The organism is Acidiphilium sp. AL (assembly GCF_025499445.1).
GTDB lineage: Bacteria > Pseudomonadota > Alphaproteobacteria > Acetobacterales > Acetobacteraceae > Acidiphilium > Acidiphilium iwatense.
In genome coordinates this window covers 82,838-102,749 of sequence record NZ_JAIMBZ010000008.1, presented here as the reverse complement: position 1 = coordinate 102,749, position 19,912 = coordinate 82,838, and the positions used below count along the sequence as shown (strand labels likewise).

General features: G+C 66.0%; 22 protein-coding genes. 8 read left to right on the top strand and 14 right to left on the bottom strand.

Annotated features, from left to right (window positions below):
• Positions 1 to 192: 192 nt before the first annotated feature.
• Together AiwAL_RS07905 and AiwAL_RS07900 are read right to left on the bottom strand one after the other, a co-directional pair.
• A complete protein-coding gene (locus AiwAL_RS07905; protein ID WP_235703930.1) occupies positions 193 to 558 on the bottom strand; it encodes a DUF1048 domain-containing protein in 366 nt (121 codons plus the stop codon).
• Between the two features lie 2 nt (positions 559 to 560).
• Positions 561 to 890 (bottom strand): PadR family transcriptional regulator, encoded by a 330-nt coding sequence (locus AiwAL_RS07900; protein ID WP_235703929.1) that lies wholly within the window; start codon positions 888 to 890, stop codon positions 561 to 563.
• Positions 891 to 966: 76 nt separating this feature from the next.
• Here AiwAL_RS07900 and AiwAL_RS20375 point away from each other — a divergent pair, with 76 nt between their 5' ends.
• Positions 967 to 1,254, top strand: a complete 288-nt coding sequence (locus AiwAL_RS20375; protein ID WP_407932532.1) for an SOS response-associated peptidase family protein — start codon at positions 967 to 969, stop codon at positions 1,252 to 1,254.
• A gap of 339 nt (positions 1,255 to 1,593) precedes the next feature.
• Here the strand turns inward: AiwAL_RS20375 and rpsA are convergent, their stop codons facing one another.
• Positions 1,594 to 3,315: a 30S ribosomal protein S1 gene (rpsA, locus tag AiwAL_RS07895; protein ID WP_262312470.1), complete on the bottom strand. Its 1,722-nt coding sequence runs from the start codon at positions 3,313 to 3,315 to the stop codon at positions 1,594 to 1,596.
• A 373-nt stretch (positions 3,316 to 3,688) separates the two neighbouring features.
• Here rpsA and AiwAL_RS07890 point away from each other — a divergent pair, with 373 nt between their 5' ends.
• Genes AiwAL_RS07890 through ligA form a run of 3 tightly spaced genes read left to right on the top strand, consistent with a single transcriptional unit; the run spans position 3,689 to position 8,242 of the window.
• On the top strand, positions 3,689 to 4,528 hold the full coding sequence (locus AiwAL_RS07890; protein WP_235703928.1) for an outer membrane protein assembly factor BamD: 840 nt from the start codon (positions 3,689 to 3,691) through the stop codon (positions 4,526 to 4,528).
• 19 nt (positions 4,529 to 4,547) lie between these two features.
• Positions 4,548 to 6,227 carry a DNA repair protein RecN gene (gene recN / locus AiwAL_RS07885; protein WP_262312466.1) on the top strand — a complete coding sequence of 560 codons (1,680 nt, stop codon included), beginning with the start codon at positions 4,548 to 4,550 and terminating at the stop codon, positions 6,225 to 6,227.
• Positions 6,224 to 8,242 carry an NAD-dependent DNA ligase LigA gene (gene ligA / locus AiwAL_RS07880; RefSeq protein WP_262312465.1) on the top strand — a complete coding sequence of 673 codons (2,019 nt, stop codon included), beginning with the start codon at positions 6,224 to 6,226 and terminating at the stop codon, positions 8,240 to 8,242. The genes recN and ligA overlap by 4 nt, the downstream gene beginning before the upstream one ends.
• Before the next feature lie 3 nt (positions 8,243 to 8,245).
• On the opposite strand, the gene dksA is transcribed toward ligA, so the two are convergent.
• Both dksA and AiwAL_RS07870 read right to left on the bottom strand, forming a co-directional pair.
• On the bottom strand, positions 8,246 to 8,662 hold the full coding sequence (dksA, locus tag AiwAL_RS07875; RefSeq protein ID WP_235703925.1) for an RNA polymerase-binding protein DksA: 417 nt from the start codon (positions 8,660 to 8,662) through the stop codon (positions 8,246 to 8,248).
• 120 nt (positions 8,663 to 8,782) lie between these two features.
• Entirely contained in the window at positions 8,783 to 9,175 is a 393-nt protein-coding gene (locus AiwAL_RS07870; RefSeq protein ID WP_235703924.1) for a flagellar assembly protein FliX, read from the bottom strand.
• 201 nt (positions 9,176 to 9,376) lie between these two features.
• On the opposite strand from AiwAL_RS07870, the gene AiwAL_RS07865 reads away from it, so the two are divergent.
• The 4 genes from AiwAL_RS07865 (at position 9,377) to AiwAL_RS07850 (ending at position 12,391) form a co-directional block, all read left to right on the top strand.
• Entirely contained in the window at positions 9,377 to 10,438 is a 1,062-nt protein-coding gene (locus AiwAL_RS07865; RefSeq protein WP_235703934.1) for a flagellar basal body P-ring protein FlgI, read from the top strand.
• The gene (locus AiwAL_RS07860) at positions 10,435 to 10,767 is read left to right on the top strand and encodes a rod-binding protein (protein WP_235703923.1); all 333 of its coding nucleotides are present in this window, start codon (positions 10,435 to 10,437) and stop codon (positions 10,765 to 10,767) included. Before AiwAL_RS07865 ends, AiwAL_RS07860 begins: the two co-directional genes overlap by 4 nt.
• Positions 10,764 to 11,174: a hypothetical protein gene (locus AiwAL_RS07855; RefSeq protein WP_235703922.1), complete on the top strand. Its 411-nt coding sequence runs from the start codon at positions 10,764 to 10,766 to the stop codon at positions 11,172 to 11,174. Before AiwAL_RS07860 ends, AiwAL_RS07855 begins: the two co-directional genes overlap by 4 nt.
• A gap of 200 nt (positions 11,175 to 11,374) precedes the next feature.
• Positions 11,375 to 12,391: a glycosyltransferase family 4 protein gene (locus tag AiwAL_RS07850; RefSeq protein WP_235703921.1), complete on the top strand. Its 1,017-nt coding sequence runs from the start codon at positions 11,375 to 11,377 to the stop codon at positions 12,389 to 12,391.
• A 17-nt stretch (positions 12,392 to 12,408) separates the two neighbouring features.
• Here AiwAL_RS07850 and AiwAL_RS07845 read toward each other — a convergent pair whose 3' ends face one another.
• The 9 genes from AiwAL_RS07845 to AiwAL_RS07805 all read right to left on the bottom strand — a co-directional run bounded on the left by AiwAL_RS07845 (position 12,409) and on the right by AiwAL_RS07805 (position 19,889).
• Positions 12,409 to 14,073 carry an ATP-binding protein gene (locus AiwAL_RS07845; protein ID WP_235703920.1) on the bottom strand — a complete coding sequence of 555 codons (1,665 nt, stop codon included), beginning with the start codon at positions 14,071 to 14,073 and terminating at the stop codon, positions 12,409 to 12,411.
• Positions 14,074 to 14,260: 187 nt separating this feature from the next.
• Positions 14,261 to 14,719, bottom strand: coding sequence for a hypothetical protein (locus tag AiwAL_RS07840; RefSeq protein WP_235703919.1), 459 nt, complete (start codon positions 14,717 to 14,719; stop codon positions 14,261 to 14,263).
• Positions 14,720 to 14,888: 169 nt separating this feature from the next.
• Positions 14,889 to 15,530 (bottom strand): VC0807 family protein, encoded by a 642-nt coding sequence (locus AiwAL_RS07835; RefSeq protein ID WP_235703918.1) that lies wholly within the window; start codon positions 15,528 to 15,530, stop codon positions 14,889 to 14,891.
• A gap of 44 nt (positions 15,531 to 15,574) precedes the next feature.
• Positions 15,575 to 16,246, bottom strand: a complete 672-nt coding sequence (locus AiwAL_RS07830; RefSeq protein ID WP_235703917.1) for a VC0807 family protein — start codon at positions 16,244 to 16,246, stop codon at positions 15,575 to 15,577.
• Between the two features lie 18 nt (positions 16,247 to 16,264).
• Positions 16,265 to 16,858, bottom strand: coding sequence for an isoprenylcysteine carboxylmethyltransferase family protein (locus AiwAL_RS07825; protein WP_262312464.1), 594 nt, complete (start codon positions 16,856 to 16,858; stop codon positions 16,265 to 16,267).
• 135 nt (positions 16,859 to 16,993) lie between these two features.
• The gene (locus AiwAL_RS07820; RefSeq protein ID WP_262312469.1) at positions 16,994 to 17,455 is read right to left on the bottom strand and encodes a 23S rRNA (pseudouridine(1915)-N(3))-methyltransferase RlmH; all 462 of its coding nucleotides are present in this window, start codon (positions 17,453 to 17,455) and stop codon (positions 16,994 to 16,996) included.
• A 33-nt stretch (positions 17,456 to 17,488) separates the two neighbouring features.
• Positions 17,489 to 17,884, bottom strand: a complete 396-nt coding sequence (rsfS, locus tag AiwAL_RS07815) for a ribosome silencing factor (RefSeq protein WP_235703915.1) — start codon at positions 17,882 to 17,884, stop codon at positions 17,489 to 17,491.
• 122 nt (positions 17,885 to 18,006) lie between these two features.
• Positions 18,007 to 18,621, bottom strand: coding sequence for a nicotinate-nucleotide adenylyltransferase (locus AiwAL_RS07810; protein ID WP_235703914.1), 615 nt, complete (start codon positions 18,619 to 18,621; stop codon positions 18,007 to 18,009).
• An 11-nt stretch (positions 18,622 to 18,632) separates the two neighbouring features.
• Positions 18,633 to 19,889, bottom strand: a complete 1,257-nt coding sequence (locus AiwAL_RS07805) for a glutamate-5-semialdehyde dehydrogenase (protein WP_262312463.1) — start codon at positions 19,887 to 19,889, stop codon at positions 18,633 to 18,635.
• Between the last annotated feature and the right edge of the window lie 23 nt (positions 19,890 to 19,912).

Genomic DNA, 19,912 nt, shown 5'->3' with positions numbered 1-19,912 from the left:
ATGATCCTTGCCATGCTCCAGCACCATCCGCACCGCGCGTTCGCGGACCTCAGGTGAATATCTGTTCGATGTCTTCCGCTTTTCCATTGCTCCATCCTACTCAAGAGTTGGAGCCTCCAGGATTCCCGGCGCGGTTCAACGTCATTCATTGCCTAGTGCCTCCATCCTGATGGATATCCGCTCTCTCTTTCGTTACGGTTCGTTGCCCGCGACGCGATCGATGGCGTCGGTCAGCCGTTTCCGCTCCTTATTGATCCACTGACCTTCCGAGTAGTTTTGGAGAAACGCCTCGGCGAACTCCACAGGGTCCTCCCCAACGATCGCGCGGATCGGGGTTCCGTTCGCCGCGCTCTGCTCGAAGAGATCTGCGAGATCCTCCAGCATCGACACCAGGGTGTCCCCTTTCGTTATCGACCCGAAGTACATCAGGTACCGATTCAGCGCATCGATTGCCGCGCGATAATTCGCGGGAAGCTGTTCCGTGCGCGCTTTGTACTGCCAGTAGCGCCTCTTCTGCTCGATCGACCCTGTGATCTGCTCGATCCACCCTGTGGCCATGTCTATTTCCTTCCTGTGTGGAGCTGTTCGAGCCGTTCCGCGAGGAAGTTCCAGGTCCTCCAGAACTCTTCGAGATATTCCCGTCCCTGAGCGTTGAGCGAATACACCTTGCGCGGCGGCCCCTTCTCGGACGGGATCTTCTCCACGTCGACGAGGCCCTTTTGCTCGTTCCTGACGAGCAGGGCGTAGACGGTGCCTTCGGCGATGTCGGAGAAGCCCTGCTCCCGCAACCGTGCCGTGATCTCGTAGCCATACTCGGGCTGCACGGACAGGATCGCGAGGACGATGCCCTCCAGCGTGCCCTTGAGCATCTCCGTCATCTGCTTGCCCACGAACACCCTCTCTGGCTACTCATCGATACTGACTACTGGTATATAGCGTCACTCAATAGTAGCCGTCAAGTTCCACGTGGCGCGGGAGGTTTCGGCTCTTGCGATAGAGGACTGGTGGTCGTTCGCGGGGCTCTGGGACAAGGCCGAGACAGCGGAAGGTCCGCTGGAGAGCTTTGCCATCATCACGACCGAGGCAGGCGAGGACAGCCGGGCGCCCCCCAACCGCCAGCCCGTAATCTTTAGAGAAGGCCGACTTCGCCCGATGGCTGGACCTGTCGGCGGATGTAACCGGCCTGCTGACTCCATTGCCGCCAGGGACGCTGAGCATCGAGCGGACGTGAGGGGACTGAGACCGCTTCCTTAAAGCCCATCAAGGTGCGCTAACCACCCTTCTCCGACGTTCGGAATGTCTGCTTGCGGCGCGGAAGCTCTACGTGCCTCCCGCGCCTAACGGCGCAATCGGAGAAGAGTCCGAAGCCGAACGGCCCGTGCATCGGCCGGCGATCGGGCACTGCGCGAACTGACGGCTCCGCGGCCGCTCGACGCCCGACCCCGAACGTCGGTGCTGTGACATCTCTAACGGTGAGAAATCGTGACTTCTCTATCCGGCGTAGACAGACATGGATGACGATTCAGGAGCGACAAAAATAGAAAACGCCGCCCGTGGGGCGGCGTTTCCGAAGGCGCTGGAGGGAGCAAAAGATCAGTTTTCGGTCTGGGCCTGCTGGTTGCGGCGGCGGATCGCCGCACCGAGGATGTCGCCGAGCGAGGCACCCGAATCCGACGAGCCGAAATCGGCCATCGCCTGCTTCTCCTCGTCGATCTCGCGGCCCTTGACGGTGAGCTGGAGTTTGCGCGCCGCACGATCGACCGCGGTGATCTTCGCGTCGATCTTTTCGCCGACGGCGAACTTGTCCGGGCGCTGGTCCGCCTTGTCGCGCGCGAGTTCGGCGCGGCGGATGAAGCCGGTGAGAACGTCGTCCACCTTCACTTCGAGCCCGTTGGCCTGAACCGCGGTGATCACGCAGGTCACGACCATGCCTTTGTGGACACGGTCGAGCACGCCGGCGGCGGGGTCTTCCTCAAGCTGCTTCACGCCGAGGCTAATCCGCTCCTTTTCGACATCGACATCGAGTACCTTCGCCTTGACGATATCGCCTTTGTTGAACTTCGCCATGGCAAGCTCGCCCGGCTCGTCCCACGACAGGTCGGACATGTGGACCATGCCGTCGATTTCCGGGGCGAGGCCGATGAACAGGCCGAACTCGGTGGTGTTGCGAATCTCGCCCTCGACCACGGAGCCCACGGGATGTTCGTCCATGAACTGCTCCCAAGGGTTGCGGCTGACCTGCTTGAGCCCGAGCGAGATGCGGCGCTTGCCGGCATCGACGTCGAGCACCATGACCTCGACTTCCTGGCTGGTGGCGACGATCTTGCCGGGATGGGCGTTCTTTTTGGTCCAGGACATTTCGGAGACGTGAACCAGCCCCTCGACGCCGGGCTCCAACTCCACGAAGGCGCCGTAATCGGTGATGTTGGTGACCCGGCCGGTGACCTTGATTCCAGGCGGATATTTGACGTCGACACCGTCCCACGGATCGGTTTCGAGCTGCTTCATGCCGAGGCTGATGCGCTGGGTGTCGGAATTGAAGCGGATCACCTGCACGCGCACCGGCTGGCCGATGGTGAGTGCCTCGGCCGGGTGATTGATGCGGCGCCACGCGATGTCGGTGACGTGGAGCAGGCCATCGACGCCGCCGAGATCGACGAAGGCGCCGTAATCGGTGATGTTTTTCACCACACCGTCGAGGATCTGGCCTTCCTTGAGGCCCTGGATCAGCTCGCTGCGCTGCTCGGCGCGGGTTTCTTCCAGGACGGCACGGCGGGAGACGACGATGTTGCCGCGCGCGCGATCCATTTTCAGGATCTGGAACGGCTGCGGCGTGCCCATCAGAGGCGTAACATCGCGCACCGGGCGGATATCGACCTGGCTGCCCGGCAGGAACGCGGTGGCGCCGCCGAGATCGACGGTGAAGCCGCCTTTGACCCGGCCATGAATGACGCCGTTGACTCTGGTTTGTGCTTCGTGGGCCCGTTCCAGCATGGTCCAGGCTTCCTCGCGCCGCGCCTTCTCGCGCGACAGGACGATCGAACCGTCCTTGTCCTCGTAGCGCTCGATATAGAGATCGAACACGTCGCCCGGCTTGACTTCCTGGGTGCCGAATTCCTTGACCGGAACGCGGCCTTCGCTTTTCAGGCCGACATCGACGACGACGAAATCATCGTCGATGCGCGAGACCCGGCCCGAGACGACCGAGCCTTCGAACCCGGTGTTGCTGCCCAAGGTGCTGTCGAGCAGGGCGGCGAAATCCTCGGTGCCCGAACCTGTAGCGTTGGTGAAATCGTGAGCGCCTTGCGAGCGCATGGCAGTTGCGGTTGAACCCATGAAGCGGTCTTGATCCTTGAAACGAGGCCGGTGGGCCGGCCGGGTTGGCTTGCGCGCCGCGCCCACCATCCGGGGCGTTTCGTCGCGACTGCCCGGTGCTGAGGGGCCGGGCTGGTTGAACATCATTCCCATGCGGAAACGGGCCGCGCACATCATGCGCGCGGCTGGCCTGGAAATACGCAGTTTGCGCGGGTTTTGCAACCCGCGCGCGGCGATAGCGACTCTCTCCATAACTGCCGAGGCTTCGCGCGCCCGAATCACATGCTATAAGCCCGCCCCGATGACGCACGCGCACCCCCAGACCGGCCCGTATCCCCGCCCTGCCGCCAATCCTGTGCCGCCGAGGTCCAGTATGACGCGGCTCAGGCATCTGATCGTTCTCGCGCCGCTTGCCCTCGGCGGCTGCGGCCTGTTCGGCGGCGGCCATCCGCACACCGGAAAGGACGCGGCGTCGGGCAAGGAAAAAATTCTGCCGCCCGCGGGGACGCTCTACGCCAATGGCCTCGCCTATCTGCGGAAAGGCGAGAACAAGAAAGCCTCGGCGGCGTTCAACGAGGTCGAAGTCAATTATCCGTATTCGACCTGGGCGACCCATGCGGAGCTTCTGCACGGCTATGCCGAATACCGGCGGCAGGATTTCACCACGGCGGTCGGCGCGCTCAACCGCTTCATCCAGCTCCATCCGGCGAGCCCGGAAGCGGCCTACGCCTATTATTTGCGCGCGCTCTGCTATTACGAACAGATCGAGGGCGTGCGGCACGACCAGACTTTCACCCTCGAAGCGGTGCAGGCGCTGCAGGATGTCGTCACCCGATTCCCCGACAGCGCCTATGCGCGGGATGCGCGGGTCAAGCTTCGCCTGGCGGAAAACCGGCTCGCCGGACATGAAATGGCGATCGGGCGGTTCTACGAGCGGCAGAATCTCTACGCAGCGGCGATCATCAAATACCAGGCGGTGGTGCAGGACTTCCAGACCACGACCTTCGTTCCCGAGGCACTGGAACGGCTGGTCGAATGCTATCTCGATCTCGGCCTGACCAAGGAGGCGCACCGCACCGCCGCCGTGCTCGGCTACAATTATCCCGGCTCGCGCTGGTATCGGGACGCCTACGCCAAGCTGCGCGCCCATGGGCTGCTGAACGGGGTGGCGAAGCCCAAGCGGTCGGGCGGCTTCCTGTTCGGGCTGTTCTGACCGGGGGCGTGCCGGCGCCATGCTCACCGCGCTCTCGATCCGCGACGTGGTGCTGATCGACCGGCTCGATCTGGCTTTCGACCAGGGACTGACCGTTTTCACCGGCGAGACCGGGGCGGGGAAATCCATCCTTCTCGACGCGCTGGGCCTCGCACTCGGCGCGCGCGCCGATGCCGGGCTGATCCGCGCCGAGGCGAAGCAATCGGTGGTGGCCGCGTCCTTCGCCGTGCCGGCGGCGCACCCTGCCCAGACGCTGCTGACCGAGCAGGGAATCGAGCCGGGCGAGGAGATCCTGCTCCGCCGCATCGTGGCGCGCGACGGTAAATCCCGCGCCCTGATCAACGATCAGCCGGTGGGTGCCGGATTGCTGCGCCGGGTTGCCGATCTGCTGATCGAAATCCAGGGCCAGCACGCGCAGATCGGTCTCGCCGATCCGGGGGTCCAACTCGCCATGCTCGACGAATACGGGGTCGAGCCGGGGCTTCGGGAGTCCGTGGTTTCGGCCCATACGGCGTGGCGCGTCGCCGAAGCGGCACTCGGGGTGGCCGAGACCGCGCTTGCCGAGGCACGGCGTGACGAGGATTTTCTTCGTCATGCGGTGGACGAACTCTCAGGCCTCGCCCCGCGCGCTGACGAGGAGGATGCGCTGGCCGCGAGCCGGCAACGGTTGCAGGGCGCGGAACGGCGCGCCGAGGCGATCGACTCCGCACTGGCCGAACTCGCGCCGCGCGAACGCCGCTCGGCCGGGCCGGCCGCGACCCTGCGCGGGGCCGCGCGCGTGCTGGCACGGATCGCCGAGACGGAGGCGGACGGGACGGTCGCGCTCGCGCTCGAGGCGCTCGAACGCGCCGAGGAGGCGCTGGCCGAGGCGGAGACCCTGTTGTCGCGCGCGAGCGCCGAAGCCGAGGCCGACCCGCGCGGGCTGGAAGCGATTGAGGAGCGGCTGTTTTCGCTCCGCGCCATGGCGCGCAAACATGCGGTCGCCGTATCCGAACTTCCCGAGTTGCTCGACCAGTTCGCGGCGCGGCTCGCGACGCTCGACGCCGGTACCGCCGATCTCGCCCGTTGCGCCGCCACGGCAAAGATGGCCCGCGCGGCCTATATCGCCGCCGCTGGCGCGCTGATGGTGGCGCGGAACCGGGCCGCCGAGCGGTTGGCGAAGGCGGTGGCGCGCGAATTGCCGCCGCTCAAGCTTGACCGGGCGCGATTCGTGGTGGAACGCGCCGATCTGCCGGAGGCGCAATGGGGCGCGCGGGGTGCCGATCAGGTGCGGTTCCTGATCGCGACCAATCCGGGCGATCAGCCGGGGGCGATCGACAAGGTGGCGTCCGGCGGCGAGCTGTCGCGCCTGCTGCTGGCGCTCAATGTCGTGCTTGCCGGCGAATCGCCGGTCGGTACGCTGATTTTCGACGAGGTGGACAGCGGCATCGGAGGTGCGACCGCCGCGGCCGTGGGCGAACGGCTCGCGCGGATCGCCGCCGGCACCCAGGTGCTGGTGGTGACGCATTCGCCGCAGGTCGCGGCACGGGCCGGCACGCATTTCCAGGTCGCGAAACTGGCCGGGCGTTCGCGCGCGCAGACATTGGTGGGCCGGCTCGACGCGGCGGCAAGGCGGGAAGAAATCGCCCGGATGCTGGCCGGCGAGACGATCACCGATGCCGCCCGTGACGCAGCACTCAGCCTGATGGCGGAATCATGAACAGGAACGACCCGAAGCTTCGGATCGACGAATTGCTGGCGCGGATCGCCGAGGCCGATCTCGCCTATCATCGCGACGACCGGCCGATCATGGACGATGCGGCGTATGACGCGTTGAAACGCGAGGCCGAGGCGTTGCGAGCCGCCGATCCAGCGCTTGGCGCGGCGCTCGACCGGGTTGGCGCGGCGCCGTCCGGCGCTTTTGCGAAGATCAGGCATCGCCAGCCGATGCTGTCGCTCGACAATGTTTTCGCGCCTGAGGAATTTGCCGAATTCTGCGCGCGGATACGACGTTTTCTGAACCTTGGGCCGGTGCCGCTGGCGTTTGTGGCCGAGCCGAAGATCGACGGGCTGTCGATTTCGCTGACCTACGAGAATCGGCGTTTCGTGCGCGGGGCGACGCGTGGCGATGGAGCCGAAGGCGAGGATGTGACGGCGAATTTGCGCACGCTCGCCGGCCTGCCCGATACACTACCGGAGGATGCGCCGGATTTCATCGAGATCAGAGGCGAGGTCTATATGACCAAGCGCGACTTTCTGGCGCTGAATGCCGGCCAGGCGCGGCAATTCGCCAATCCGCGCAACGCTGCCGCGGGCAGTTTGCGACAGATCGATCCGGCGGTTACGGCATCGCGCCGGTTGTCGTTGTTCGCCTATGCGCGGGGCGCGGCGAGCGCGAAGGTTGCCGATACGCATTGGGATTATTTGCGCAGGCTCGAACGCTGGGGATTTTCGGTCAATCCGCTGGCCGAACGGATCGCCGAGCCGGAGGCCGAGGAATTTCAGCGGAGCATCGGCGAGCGGCGGGCGGCGCTCGACTACGATATCGATGGTGTGGTGTACAAGATCGATGATCTCGCGATGCAGGAGCGGCTTGGATTTGCCGGCCGCGCGCCGCGCTGGGCGGTGGCGTGGAAATTTCCCGCCGAGCGTGCGATCACCACATTGCGCGCGATCGATATCCAGGTGGGCCGGACCGGGGCGCTGACGCCGCGCGCGGCGCTCGATCCGGTGAATGTGGGCGGGGTGCTGGTGCAGCACGCGACGCTGCACAATGAAGACGAGATCGCGCGCAAGGATGTCCGCGTGGGCGATACCGTCGAATTGCAGCGGGCTGGCGATGTGATTCCGCAGATTCTGCGGGTTTTGCCGGAACACCGGCCGGCGGCGAGCGTGCCGTTCCGGTTTCCCGATCATTGTCCGGTGTGTGGCTCGTTGGCGATTCGCCCGGCGGGCGAGGCCGTGCGGCGTTGCACCGGCGGGCTCTCGTGTGCGGCCCAGGTGGTGGAACGGCTGATCCATTTTTGCTCCCGCGCGGCCTTCGATATCGACGGGATGGGCGAGAAGACGGTGCGGGATTTCCATGCGCGGGGCTGGCTGGAAAGCGCGCCCGATGTTTTTGCGCTGCCCGCGCGGGCCGGCGAGATCGCGGCGCTGGAGGGGTGGGGCGAAACCTCGGCCCGCAAGCTGGTGGCCGCGATCGAGGCGCGGCGGAAAATTCCGCTCGCGCGGTTCATTTTTGCGCTCGGCATAAGGCGGATCGGCGAGGCGAATGCGCGGCTGCTCGCGCGCCATTACGGCAGCTACGGCGAATGGCGCCGGCAGATGGAGGCGGCCGGCACGATCGGGTCGGATGCGCGGCTCGAATTGGGTTCGATTTCGGGAATCGGCCCGTCGATCGCCGAGGAACTCGCCGGGTTTTTCACCGAGCCGCATAATCGTGCCCTGCTCGACCGGCTGGTCGCGCCGCTGGCGATCGAGGATGAGGTGCAGATCGCGTCGGGTGGTGCGCTGGCCGGCAAGACCATCGTGTTCACCGGCACTCTGGAGACGATGACGCGCCCGGAGGCAAAGGCGCGGGCTGAGGCTTTGGGGGCGAAAGTGACCGAGAGCGTGTCGAAGAAGACCGATCTCGTCGTGGTCGGCGCCGATGCCGGGTCGAAGGCGGCGAAGGCGACGACACTGGGCGTCACTGTGCTCGGCGAGGCGGAATTCCGCGAGATGGCGGGGTTGTAGAACTCAGTCGTCGCGCTGGATGCGCTCCTGGCGCTCGTGCCGCTCCTGGGCCTCGATGGATAATGTGGCGATCGGGCGCGCCATCAGCCGCTTCAGGCCGATCGGCTCGCCAGTTTCCTCACAGAACCCATAAGTGCCGGTTTCGATTCGGGCCAGCGCCTGATCGATTTTGCCGATCAGCTTGCGCGCCCGGTCGCGGGTGCGCAACTCAAGCGCCCGATCCGTCTCGACGCTGGCGCGGTCGGTGATGTCGGGTTCGAGAATGCCGCCCTCGGACAGGCTGGCCAGGGTGCCGTTCGCCTCCATCAGCAGGTCGTGGCGCCAGCGCTGCAGGCGTTGCCGGAAATATTCGACCTGCATCGGATTCATGAACTCCTCATCCTCGCTCGGCAGATAATCCGGGGCAAGAGTGATTAACATGAATACGAGTTCCTCCAACGGACTGGCCGTACGGAGATCGCCGCGGGCCGTATGCTGGGCGGCTTATAGCGGCGCACCATGGCGCCGCCAAGAGCGGCGGGGCGGCATTTCATCGAGCCGTCATATCCGCCGGCGCCGGGCGAGTTCGATTCGTGCCCGCAGCCGGATTGCCCCGATGATGGCGCCAAGCGCGGGATCGGCCGGTTCCGCCATACGCTCCACCGCATCATTCAGCGCGGCCATGGCGGTGCTCTGGCTGCCGCCCAGCAAGGCAGCCTGAAGCTCGCCAAGCGCATCGAGCGCCTGTCTGGCGCCGCGTTGCGCCGCGCGGTCGCGCCGTGAGGGCGATTCGTCGTCCTGCAACGCGATCAGGCCGGTCAGGCCGGCCGGCGTCACCACCGCCGCCTGGCGCGGCGGCGGGGAGGTGACGGTGAAGTCCGGGTTGTCCGGGCGGGGGCTCGGCGCGGCCATCGCCAGAGGGCTGAACCGGCCGAGCGATGCGATGCGGGTCACGCGGTGCTCCATTGAATTAAGGTGGATCGGCCGGCAGCGAATTTTGGCCGGTAACGAGCCTGGAGGCGGAAAATAGCTGCAAATTATTAACTTTTCCCTGCGATAACCGGCTTCGTGAGCATGCCGGACCGACCCCAACGCCGAGTCGCACGACGCCTGACATCGCTGGTCCGGCTTGGGCTGCTGCTCGTTCTGCTTCCTATGGGCGCGGCGCCGGCCTGGGCGCAGGTGCGGATCAAGGACATCACCGATATCCAGGGCATCCGCGACAATCAGTTGATCGGCTACGGGCTGGTTGTCGGCCTCAACGGTACCGGCGATACGCTCAACAACGCGATCTTCACCCGCCAGTCGCTGATCGGCATGCTGGAGCGGCTCGGGGTCAATACCCAGGATCAGGCGGCGCAATTGCGGACCAAGGATATCGCCGCCGTCATGGTCACCGCAAATCTGCCGGCATTTTCGCACAGCGGCGAGCAGATCGACGTGACGGTGTCGGCCATGGGCGACGCCAAGGATCTGACCGGCGGCACGCTTCTGGTCACACCGCTGCTCGGCGCCGATGGGCAGGTTTATGCCGTCGCACAGGGGTCTCTGGTGACCGGCGCGATTTCGGCGCACGGGGCAAACGCGTCCTTCACCCAGGGCGTGCCGACGGTGGGGCGCATCACCAATGGCGCGATCGTCGAGCGTTCGGTCAATTTCAGCCTGGCAACCCAGACCGCGCCGAAGCTCGAGCTGCGCAACCCCGATTTCACCACCGCCGAACGCATCGTCCGCGCGATCGACGCGCGGTTGGGGCCCGGTGTCGCGACGATGGACGACCCGCGCACTGTCGCGCTGGATCTTAAAGGGCGCAACGTGGTCCAGGATCTCGCGAATATCGAGGATTTGAGGGTGAGGCCGTCGGTGCCGGCGACCGTGGTGGTCGATGAAGCCACCGGCACGATCGTCATGGGCGCGGATGTGCGGATCAGCACGGTGGCGATCGCCCAGGGCGATCTGACGGTCCGGGTGACCAATCTGCCGGTGGTCAGCCAGCCGAACCCGTTCGCGACGGGGCATACCGTGGCGACCGCGGTGACGCATATCTCGGTCAACAAAGGGAAAGGCAAGAAATTGGACATACTTCGGGGCAGTATCAGCCTTCGCCAGCTCGTTTCGGGGCTGAACGCCCTGGGCGTCGCGCCGCACGACATGATCAGCATTCTCCAGGCGATCAAGGCGGCGGGCGCGCTGCAGGCCCAGTTGATCGTGCAATGACCGGCACGGTTCCCGCCATTGCAGCCCGCTATCTGCCGCGACCGGAGAATCGGGCCTCCATGCCGGGCGGCGATGCGGCCGCCGCGCATAAATTCGAGGCGATGGCGATCGCCCAGTTGCTCAAGCCGATATTCGCCACTCTGGGCAAGGCCGACCCGCCTTTCGGCAGTGGCGGAGCGGTCAGGGCGTTTCGCCCTTTCCTGATCGAGGCGATCGCGAAATCGATGGAGGCGCGCGGCGGCCTGGGTCTTGCGCCGATGATCGAACGGGCACTGTCCGCCAAAGCACCAACCGGTGAAACCACCATGAAGGGAGCCTTCCAGCGATGACCGCACCACCCGAGACGGCGGAATGGATCGCGGCGACGGCCGAACTGGCCCGCGTGATCGAAGCGGAGAACGATGCACTGGCCAGAGTCGATTTCAGTGAAAGCTGCCGGTTTGCCGAGACCAAACGCATGGCGATCATGCGCCTGGAATCGATGATCGATTCGCGCCCCGTACCGGCATTCGGGCAGGATCGGCCGGGAAGCGCGGCGCTCCGACAGCGGCTCGATGCGGCGATCGGCAGGAACCGGGCATTGCTGCTGCAGGCGATCGATACCCAGCAGCGCGTCATCGCGACGATCGTTCAGGCTCTGGGGCCGGGCGAGGCCGACACGCACTACCCGTCCGCATGCGGAGCTCATCCGATGCAGCGAGCGGCGGCACCGGTCGCTCTTGCGGTTCGGGCCTGAGGGGGAATGCTGACCTCACCGGATGAAATTCATTCGGCGCGCGTCATTGCGCTCCTAGTGATGACGGCAATGTCGCAGGCGTCAGCGCTGCGCGCCTCGCGATTGCCTGTTGCGGGTATGGCAGGTGATGGTTGTCCCGTTACGGTGGGATGCGCGGAGCCGGGTGGCCAGTCCCGACAGCCTATGGCATTCAGTCCCGCATGCGTCTTGCATTGATCACCGCGGCGCCGTTCGAAACCGTGACCGGCGCGTCTTTCTATCATCGCCGGCTGCTCACCGCCTGGCGGGATATGGGCGGGGAGGCCGATATCGTCGCACTCGACGGGCCGGCCGCGCCCGATCTCGCGTCCCGGTTCGGTCACGGCGAGATGATCATTGTCGAAGGAGCGGCCTTCGAATCGGCGGAGGCGGTGATTCCCGCCTTGCAGGCACGCGGTGCGGTTGCCCTGGTTCATCATCCGACCGCGCTCGAACCGGGAACGCCCGAGCCGCGCCGGCGCCGGCTGAAATCGCTCGAACTCGCCGTGCTGCCGGGATTCGGTCGGGTCGTCGCCGCGAGCGAACCGATCGCCGACCGGCTTTCGAGTGAATTCGGCGTGATCCGCGAGCGGCTGCATGTGCTTGTGCCGGGGACCGATCAGCAGCCGCGCCGCGCGATCGACCCGAACCGGCCGGACGGCACGCAATGCACGATCCTGAGCCTCGGCACGCTGAGCTATCGCAAAGGCCACGATATCCTGCTCAGAGCGCTCGCGACGCTCGCCGATCTGGACTGGCGGCTCATCCTGGCCGGAGAGCCGCGCGATCCGGCCTATGCCGCCGAGCTCGACACGCTGGTCACGACACTTGGCATTGCCGCTCGGGTGGATCGGCGGGGTGCGCTCGAAGGCGAGGCGCTGGAGCGGGCATGGGCGGATGCCGAATTATTCGCCTTGGCAACCCGGTTCGAGGGATTCGGCATGGCGATCGCCGAGGCGATGGCGCGCGGCCTGCCGGTGGCGATCACCGACGGCGGCGCGGCCGGCAGCCTGGTGCCGCCGGCGGCGGGCGTGGTTGCTCCGGTCGATGACGCGACGCAGCTCGCCAAGGCGATGCGCAGGCTGATTTTCAGCCCCTCCCTGCGCGCCGACATGGGCGGTCACGCCTGGACCCATGCCCGCAGCCTTCCCGGCTGGCCGGATCAGGCCCGCGCCTTGCGGGATATCCTGCGCGGCTGAACCGCGCCCGAGATATTTTACCGCCCGAGCAGCCGGGCGATCCGGGTTGCAAGCTGATCGAACGAAAACGGCTTCGCCAGCAGATCGGTATCCGGCGCGGCCGAGGCATTCGCCGGTTCGCCCCCTTCGGTGAAGCCGGTCATGAACAAGACCGGCAAATCCGCACGTTCGTCCCGCGCTCGCGTCGCGAGGTGTTGACCGTTCATCCGGCCCGGCAGGCCGATATCGGCGATCAGCAGGTCGATTCGGGCGGCGGACCGCACGATGCCGAGCCCGGTTTCGGCGTCCTGCGCTTCGAGCACCGCGAAACCCAGTTCGCCGAGCATATCGCCCAGAACCGAGCGCAGACAGGCTTCGTCATCGATGATGAGGATGGTTTCGCCAGGGCGCGCGAGCCGGGAAGGCGCAGGGCATGGGAAGCGATCGGGGAGCGGGTCGGGTTGCGCGGCGCCGCGACGGCGCGGCAGGAACAGCCGCACGACGACGCCGCCGCACGGCATGTTGCGAAGCTCGATGTGCCCGCCCGATTGCTTGATGAAGCCGTAGACCATCGACAGCCCGAGCCCGGTGCCCTGACCGCTCGGTTTGGTCGTGAAGAACGGCTCGAAGGCTCGGGTGAGCGTGTCGGCGCTCATTCCGGTCCCGGTATCGGTAACCGAGAGCATCACGTAATCACCGGGTTCGCAGCCATCCTTCATCCCGGATGAGCGAAGGGTCGCATTGGCCGCTTCGATGGTGAGGGTGCCCCCGTCCGGCATCGCGTCGCGCGCGTTGATCGCAAGGTTGAGCAGGGCATTTTCGAGCTGGTTACGATCGCAATAGGGCGTCCATACCCCCGCTTCGCATCGGCTGGCGACCGTAATGGCCGGCCCGACGGTGCAGCCGATCAGCTCCTGCATATCGGCAAGCAGGATTTCGACATCGATCGGGGCCGGGGTGAGGGTCTGGCACCGGGAAAATGCGAGAAGCCGCTGGGTCAGGCCGGCGGCGCGACTCGCGGCGCTGCGGGCGCCGTCGAGATAGGAATTCGCGGATTCGCGGTCACCTTGATCCAGCCTTGCGGCGAGCATGTCGAGATTGCCGAGAATACCGGTGAGCAAGTTGTTGAAATCATGTGAAATTCCACCGGTAAGCTGGCCGATTGCCTCCATTTTCTGGGCCTGGCGCAGCGCGCCCTCCACCCGTTCGTACTCGCGGATCCGGCCGGTCGTCTCGGCGATGATGACCAGCACGCCGTCGATTCGTCCCGCCGCATCGGCAATCGGGCTGCAACTGAAGTTGAGCCAGACTTGCTCGGGTCTGCCGTTCCGGTTCAGGATCAGTTCGTGATCCCGGTAGCGCATCGCCAGGCCGCTATGAACCTGATCGAGCACGGAGCGGCTGAACTCGGCCATCTCCGGCCAGGCCCGTTCGATCGGCATACCTAAAATCGCCGGATGCCGCCGGCCGGCGAAGCGGCCATAGGCCTCGTTGTAGATCATGATTCCGTCCGCGCCCCAGAGCGTCGCGATCGCCGACTTCGAGGGAAGAATCAGGTCGAGCGTGGTGCGGCGAATGTCCGGCCAGGTCGCGATCGGCCCAAGCGAAGTCCTCGCCCAGTCGAACGCGGCGATGATGGAGCGGAGTCCTTGTGCCGGTTCGGGAGGGGCGGGCACAAGCTCAGGTGCAAGGTAGGACGGCAAATCGCGAACACCTCCGGCACGGATGACATGCGGATTCAGCCTTCTCGATGGTCAAAAGAAGCTCGATCTGCCATGTCCGCAGGGAGTTGCCCCTGATGTCCACCATGTTAAGTTTTAGTGATCCCGTGATGGCAACTCAAGGGAGAATCAGCGTCTGGGTCGGGTTTTCGGCAAGTTTGAAATTTAATTACCGATTTCTCAGCCGATAGACCGCGACCGGGGTATTGTCGACCACCTGAAGCCCGATCGGCAGCAGGAAGGTCTGAGCGTGATGCGACTCAAGCTCATACCGCACCGGCTGCAGCGCGTTCATCAGGCCCCGGTCGATCACCATATGGCCGGTGCCGTCGACGAACAGAGCGGCGACGATCCGGCCATCGGGCAGAGCGGTGAACAGAATGGTCGCATCGACCCGGTGGGCATTGGCGAGGGCCGCGCTGAACTGGCCGTTGCTGCGCAGCGCGGCCGCGATGCTCCGGCAATAGGCGGGGAATCCGATCGCCTCATGGTCGCGGAACGCGGTGGCCTGGCAGAACAGCGAGTGGCCATAGGTTGTCGGCGCCGCGCGGGCGGTGCCGCCGGATAGGGCCAGCGTGGCCACTGCCGCGAGGGTTGTGACGATCAGCGAGCGAACTGGGTGGCGCATCGGACTCACCATCGGCTTCGATGTTGTCGATATGCGGCATGACCAGCGTGGCCATTGCCACTGCCGAATATATTAATACCACGGGCGCCGTTCGACTCATGCCGATTTCGCAAGGATCGGTTTGCAAGGGGCGTGTCGATTGCATGGTTCGGGACCATGCCGGCGATCGTCAGGGGTCGTTCGCCGCCATGACGCCGCGCTTCTCCGCCGCGCGGCCGTAGAGAAACGTCCAGACCATGAGGAGCCCGATGGTGGCGTAGCCGACGATCGGGCCGACGATCAGGAACCGGCCCACCGGCAGCGAAAACACCAGCACGCTGCGGATGGTCGTTTCGGCGATGAATCCCGCGCCCCAAACGATGGTCATCATCGTCATCATGCGGCGAAAGCCGGGGCGGTCCCGAAAGGCCGCGAATTCCGCGCTGTCTTCGGGCGATTGGCGCTTGAGGCTGGCGCTCGCGAGGACATAGATCAGCGGTTTGCCGATGATCGCCGAGGCGATGAAAACGATGCCGATCAGGCCGGTGATGAGGGATTCGCGCATCAGCAGCAATTTGGGCGAGCCGCCGAGCGCGAAACCGACCAGCGAAAGCCCGATGCCGCCGAGCACCATGACCGAAATCGCGTCGATGCGCCGCTTGCGGGCGAATTCGATCAGGCTCCAGGCCATCGGCGGGGCGGCGGAGGCCATGATGGCGTGGATCTGGCCGACATGCGGTTTGGCCAGCCGGTAGCACGCCCAGGGGAGCAGGAAGTTGAACAGGATTTCGAACGCGAACAGGACGCGCTTGCGGGTGATCCAGCCGGTCATGGCATCTTTCCTATCGAACCCGGCGCGCAAATGAAACCGGGCCGTCAGATCGAGGTCAGGCCAACGGCGCGGGCGGCTTCGCCACGCCGCCTCTGCCGCTTGCCATACCAGGTGCTCCAGAGGATCAGAAGGCCGATAATCCCGTAGCCGATGATCGGGCTCGCGATGAGGTAATGCCGGATCGACATGGTGAAAACCAACACGCAGGCGAGTGCGGCCGAGGCGATCAGGCCGCCCCCCCAGACCAGGGTCATGATCGTCATGGTGCGGCGGAAATGCCGGTTGTCGCGCAGCCGTTCGAACCGTTCCGCCTCGGTCGGGGATTTCCGCATCATGCTCGCGCGGGCGAGCTGGTAGATCAGCGGCTTGCCGATCGCCGCCGAGCCGAGGAACACCAGACCGATCAGGCCGGTGACCAGGTTTTCGCGCAATTGCAGGAAACGCACCGAGCCGCCGCCGAAAAAGGCGAGAATCGAGAGGACGATGCCGGCGATCACCAGCATGGAGACCGCGTCGATGCGGCGTTTGCGGATAAATTCGGTGACGCTCCAGACGATCGGCGGTGCCGATGCCGCGAGCAGGGCGTGGACCTTGCCAATATACGCTTCCGAACCGGCATAGATCGCATAGGGAAGCACGAAATTGACCAGGATTTCGCCGGCGACGCCGGTACCGTTTCGCAGTGCGGATCGCCTGATGCCGGTGCTGTCGGTCATGGGCTTTCGGTCGTCCGTTCAATAGACGAAGGGAAGAAGCCGCTTGGTTTCGCGCCGGTAGGCGCGATAGGAGTCGCCGAAGGCTTCGGACAGCGCTTGTTCTTCCACCTTCATGCGATAGGCGTAGACGGCGAGAGCCGCGCCGGTGATGACGGCGAGGCTGACCCAATTGCCGAGCGCCAGGCCGACGCCGAACATCGAAAGAATCCCGCCGCTATAGGATGGATGGCGAAGGTAACGATAGGGGCCGTCGCGGACGATCCGATGACCTTCGCGAATCGCGACGTCGCGCGTGAAGAACCGGCCGAGAACGCGGATCGAATACCAACGGAACGCGGCGCCGCCGACCATGACCAGGGTTCCGGCAAGCAGCATCGCCGCCTGGCCCGCGCCGATGCGGGCCGCCGGCCACGAAGCCGAGACGTTGAAGGCGAGGGTAGCGCCGCCTACCAGCCCGACGATCAGGATCGGATGCGACCAGCGGTCGTGGCGCCGATCGGCTTTGCCGGAGGCTTGCCAGCGCGCACCGATCATTTCCGGCAGGAAACAAGCGGCGAAAGCCAGCCAGAAGACAATCGTGACGGGGCGAGATTCAAGCCAGATCGGAGTCATGGGTTGGTGCGGCTCCAGGCCGTTTATGTCAATAAGGTAGGCAATCTAACTATTTTACAATCCGAATCAACACAATCCAGCCGGGCTGTTGCGGCATGGGGTCGCGCCGTCGCAGTGCGCCTCGCGATAGCGGCCTCAGCGCGTTGGCCGGCCGGCACGGTGATAGGGGTGACCGTCGAGTATGCTCTGCGCGCGGTAGAGCTGCTCGGCAAGGATCGCGCGGGCGAGCAGATGCGGGAAGGTGAGGCGGCCGAGCGACAGCGTCGCCTCCGCCCTTCCGATCACCGCGCCGTCCAGACCCTCGGCGCCACCGATCACGAAGGCAAGCGCACGGCCGGTTTCGCGCCAGCGGGCGAGCTGCGCGGCAAGGCCGAGACTGTCGGGGGCCGAACCCGCCTGATCGAGGGCGATCACGAAATCGCCGGCGCCGAGGCGCTTGAGGATCGCCTCGGCCTCGCGGCGCTTGATTTCGACCGGGCTGCCGTGCCCGTCGGGCAAAGCGATCAGCTCGGGCGGCGGCCTGAGCCGTGCCACGTAGCGGCGCAAAAGTTCGGTTTCGGGGCCGGTGGTGTCGCGCCCGATCGCGACGATGCGCAGTCTGCCGGCCGCGACTGTCAAATCCGCCTCCGGTCAGGCGGGATCATCCAGATCCGCACCCCACATTTTTTCGAGCGCGTAGAGCGTGCGCGAGTCCGGCTTGAACAGATGAACCACGATGTCTCCGGCATCGACCAGTACCCAGTCCGATCCGGCCGCGCCCTCGGTCTGCACGCGCTTGACGCCGAGTTCGGCCAGTTTCTCGATCAGATGGGTCGCCATCGCGGAAATCTGCCGGTCGGCGAGGCCGGTGGCGATCACCATGCGATCCGCGAAGCTGGCGCGGCCGGCAAGGTCGAGTGCGACGATATTCTCGGCCTTGTCGTCGGCGAGGCTGCTGGTGATGACGCTCTGCATCGCCTCCAGCCGGTCGGACGATTTATCCCGCGCCGCTTTATGCGCGCGCGCCGGTTTCGGCCCGGCGATCACGGCTTTCTTGCGCGGCGTGCCCGGCGCCTTGGGGGCGGCTTCGGCGAGTTTCGGCGGCTTGCGCTTCGCCGCCGGCTTACGCGCGGCGGGCGATGGCGGATTCGAGCGGCTCGGTGGGCGGGCTATGGAAATTCTCCTCGAGAACGGCTTTTGGCATGAGCGCGCAATGCCGTGGCTGATAGCGGATTTTCGCGAATCGGCAACCATGCCCATGCCGGAGCGGGCAGGGCGGCAAGCGTTGCGGCGCGGCGCGGCGGCATCCTCGACCGGCGCAGCGCCTGTGCCGCCGCCCCGGCAAGGGCGCGGCGGGTTTCACCGGGGCGCGGCAGCACAGCGATCGGGATCAGGCGGGTGATCGCACGCCAGCGATTCCAGCGCGGCAATTGAGCGAGGTTGTCCGCTCCCATCAGCCACACGAAACGCGCGCGCGGAAACCGCCTGCGCAGTTGCGCCAGCGTATCGGCGGTGTAGCGCGTGCCGAGCGCGGTTTCGATCGCGGTGGCGACGATGCGCCGCCCGTCGGCGATCGCCCGCGCCGAGGCAAGGCGTGCCGCGAGCGGCGCCATGCCGTTGCCGTTCTTCAGGGGATTGCCGGGCGAGACCAGGAGCCAGATCTGATCGAGGCGGAGGCGCCGCAGCGCGGCGCTGGCGATATGCGCGTGGCCGGCATGGGCGGGATTGAAGCTGCCGCCGAGCAATCCGATTCGCAGAGGGCGCCGGTCGCCGAAGCGCGGCAAGGCGTGATCCTTCAGGGCCGCACCTGTCCATTCCCGATGACCTGATAGCGGAACGTGGTGAGCTGCTCCGGCCCGACCGGGCCGCGCGCGTGGATGCGCCCGGTGGCGATGCCGATTTCGGCGCCGAAGCCGAATTCCCCGCCGTCGCAGAACTGGGTGGAGGCGTTCCACATTCCGACCGCGCTGTCGATGCCGGCGAGGAACCGCCCGGCGGTGGCGCGGTCTTCCGTGATGATGGCTTCGGTGTGCGACGAGCCGTGGCGTGCGATATGGGCCAGGGCGTCGTCGATGTCGTCCACCACCTTGACCGACAGGATCGCGTCCAGCCATTCGGTATCGAAATCGCCTTCGGTCGCGGCGGGAAGTGCGGGGACGATGGCGCGTGCCCGGCCGCACGCCCGGAAAGCGCAGCCGAGTGCGGCGAGATCGGCGACCAGGGAGGGCAGCAGGCCGGGCGCGATCGCGGCGTCGATCAGCAGCGTTTCAGTGGCGCCGCATACGCCGGGGCGGCGCATTTTGGCGTTCGCCACGACCCGGCGGGCCATTTCGGGGTCGGCGGCTTGGTGAACATAGGTGTGGTTCAGCCCTTCCGCATGGGCGAGCACCGGCACCCGTGCCTCGCGCTGCACAAGCTCGACCAGGGAGCGGCCGCCGCGCGGGATGATGAGATCGATCAGCCCGGCGCCGGCCAGCATGGCGGCGACGAAGCCGCGATCGGCGGTCGGCGCGATCTGCACGCAGGTTTCGGGAAGGCCGGTTTCGCGCAGCCCTTCGGCGAAGGCGGCGTGGATCGCGCAGGCAGAGAAGAAACTCTCGCTGCCGCCGCGGAGCAGGACGGCGTTGCCGGATTTCAGGCAGATCGCGGCGGTATCGGCGCCGACATTCGGCCGGCTTTCATAGATCATGCCGATCACGCCGATCGGCTGCGCGACGCGGCGGATCACCAGGCCATTCGGCCTGGTCCACTTCGCGAGGGTGCGGTCCAGCGGGTCGGGCAGAGCGGCGACGGTTTCGATCCCTTCCGTCATCGCCGCGATTCGCGCCTCGGTCAGGAGCAGGCGGTCGCGGAACGCTTCGGTTCCGGTAGAGGTCGCGATGTCCTGGGCATTGGCGGCGAGGATGTCCGGCGCATGACGGCGCAGCGCCGCGGCGGCTTCGCGCAGCGCGGCATCGCGCAGCGCGGCCGGGGTCTGGGCCAGGGCGCTGCTCGCCGCGCGCGCCGCTTCGGCGGCTTCGCGCAGGACGATCTCGTTGGGGTCCAGCTTCATGTCCATCGCCAATGGTTGCGCCT

Coding starts and splice junctions, on each gene's coding strand:
- AiwAL_RS07905 (WP_235703930.1), bottom strand. CDS start 558: ATGGCCACAGGGTGGATCGAGCAGATCACAGGGTCGATCGAGCAGAAG.
- rpsA (WP_262312470.1), bottom strand. CDS start 3,315: ATGCGCTCGCAAGGCGCTCACGATTTCACCAACGCTACAGGTTCGGGC.
- AiwAL_RS07890 (WP_235703928.1), top strand. CDS start 3,689: ATGACGCGGCTCAGGCATCTGATCGTTCTCGCGCCGCTTGCCCTCGGC.
- recN (WP_262312466.1), top strand. CDS start 4,548: ATGCTCACCGCGCTCTCGATCCGCGACGTGGTGCTGATCGACCGGCTC.
- ligA (WP_262312465.1), top strand. CDS start 6,224: ATGAACAGGAACGACCCGAAGCTTCGGATCGACGAATTGCTGGCGCGG.
- dksA (WP_235703925.1), bottom strand. CDS start 8,662: ATGTTAATCACTCTTGCCCCGGATTATCTGCCGAGCGAGGATGAGGAG.
- AiwAL_RS07865 (WP_235703934.1), top strand. CDS start 9,377: ATGGGCGCGGCGCCGGCCTGGGCGCAGGTGCGGATCAAGGACATCACC.
- AiwAL_RS07860 (WP_235703923.1), top strand. CDS start 10,435: ATGACCGGCACGGTTCCCGCCATTGCAGCCCGCTATCTGCCGCGACCG.
- AiwAL_RS07855 (WP_235703922.1), top strand. CDS start 10,764: ATGACCGCACCACCCGAGACGGCGGAATGGATCGCGGCGACGGCCGAA.
- AiwAL_RS07850 (WP_235703921.1), top strand. CDS start 11,375: ATGCGTCTTGCATTGATCACCGCGGCGCCGTTCGAAACCGTGACCGGC.
- AiwAL_RS07840 (WP_235703919.1), bottom strand. CDS start 14,719: ATGCGCCACCCAGTTCGCTCGCTGATCGTCACAACCCTCGCGGCAGTG.
- AiwAL_RS07835 (WP_235703918.1), bottom strand. CDS start 15,530: ATGACCGGCTGGATCACCCGCAAGCGCGTCCTGTTCGCGTTCGAAATC.
- AiwAL_RS07830 (WP_235703917.1), bottom strand. CDS start 16,246: ATGACCGACAGCACCGGCATCAGGCGATCCGCACTGCGAAACGGTACC.
- AiwAL_RS07825 (WP_262312464.1), bottom strand. CDS start 16,858: ATGACTCCGATCTGGCTTGAATCTCGCCCCGTCACGATTGTCTTCTGG.
- AiwAL_RS07805 (WP_262312463.1), bottom strand. CDS start 19,889: ATGAAGCTGGACCCCAACGAGATCGTCCTGCGCGAAGCCGCCGAAGCG.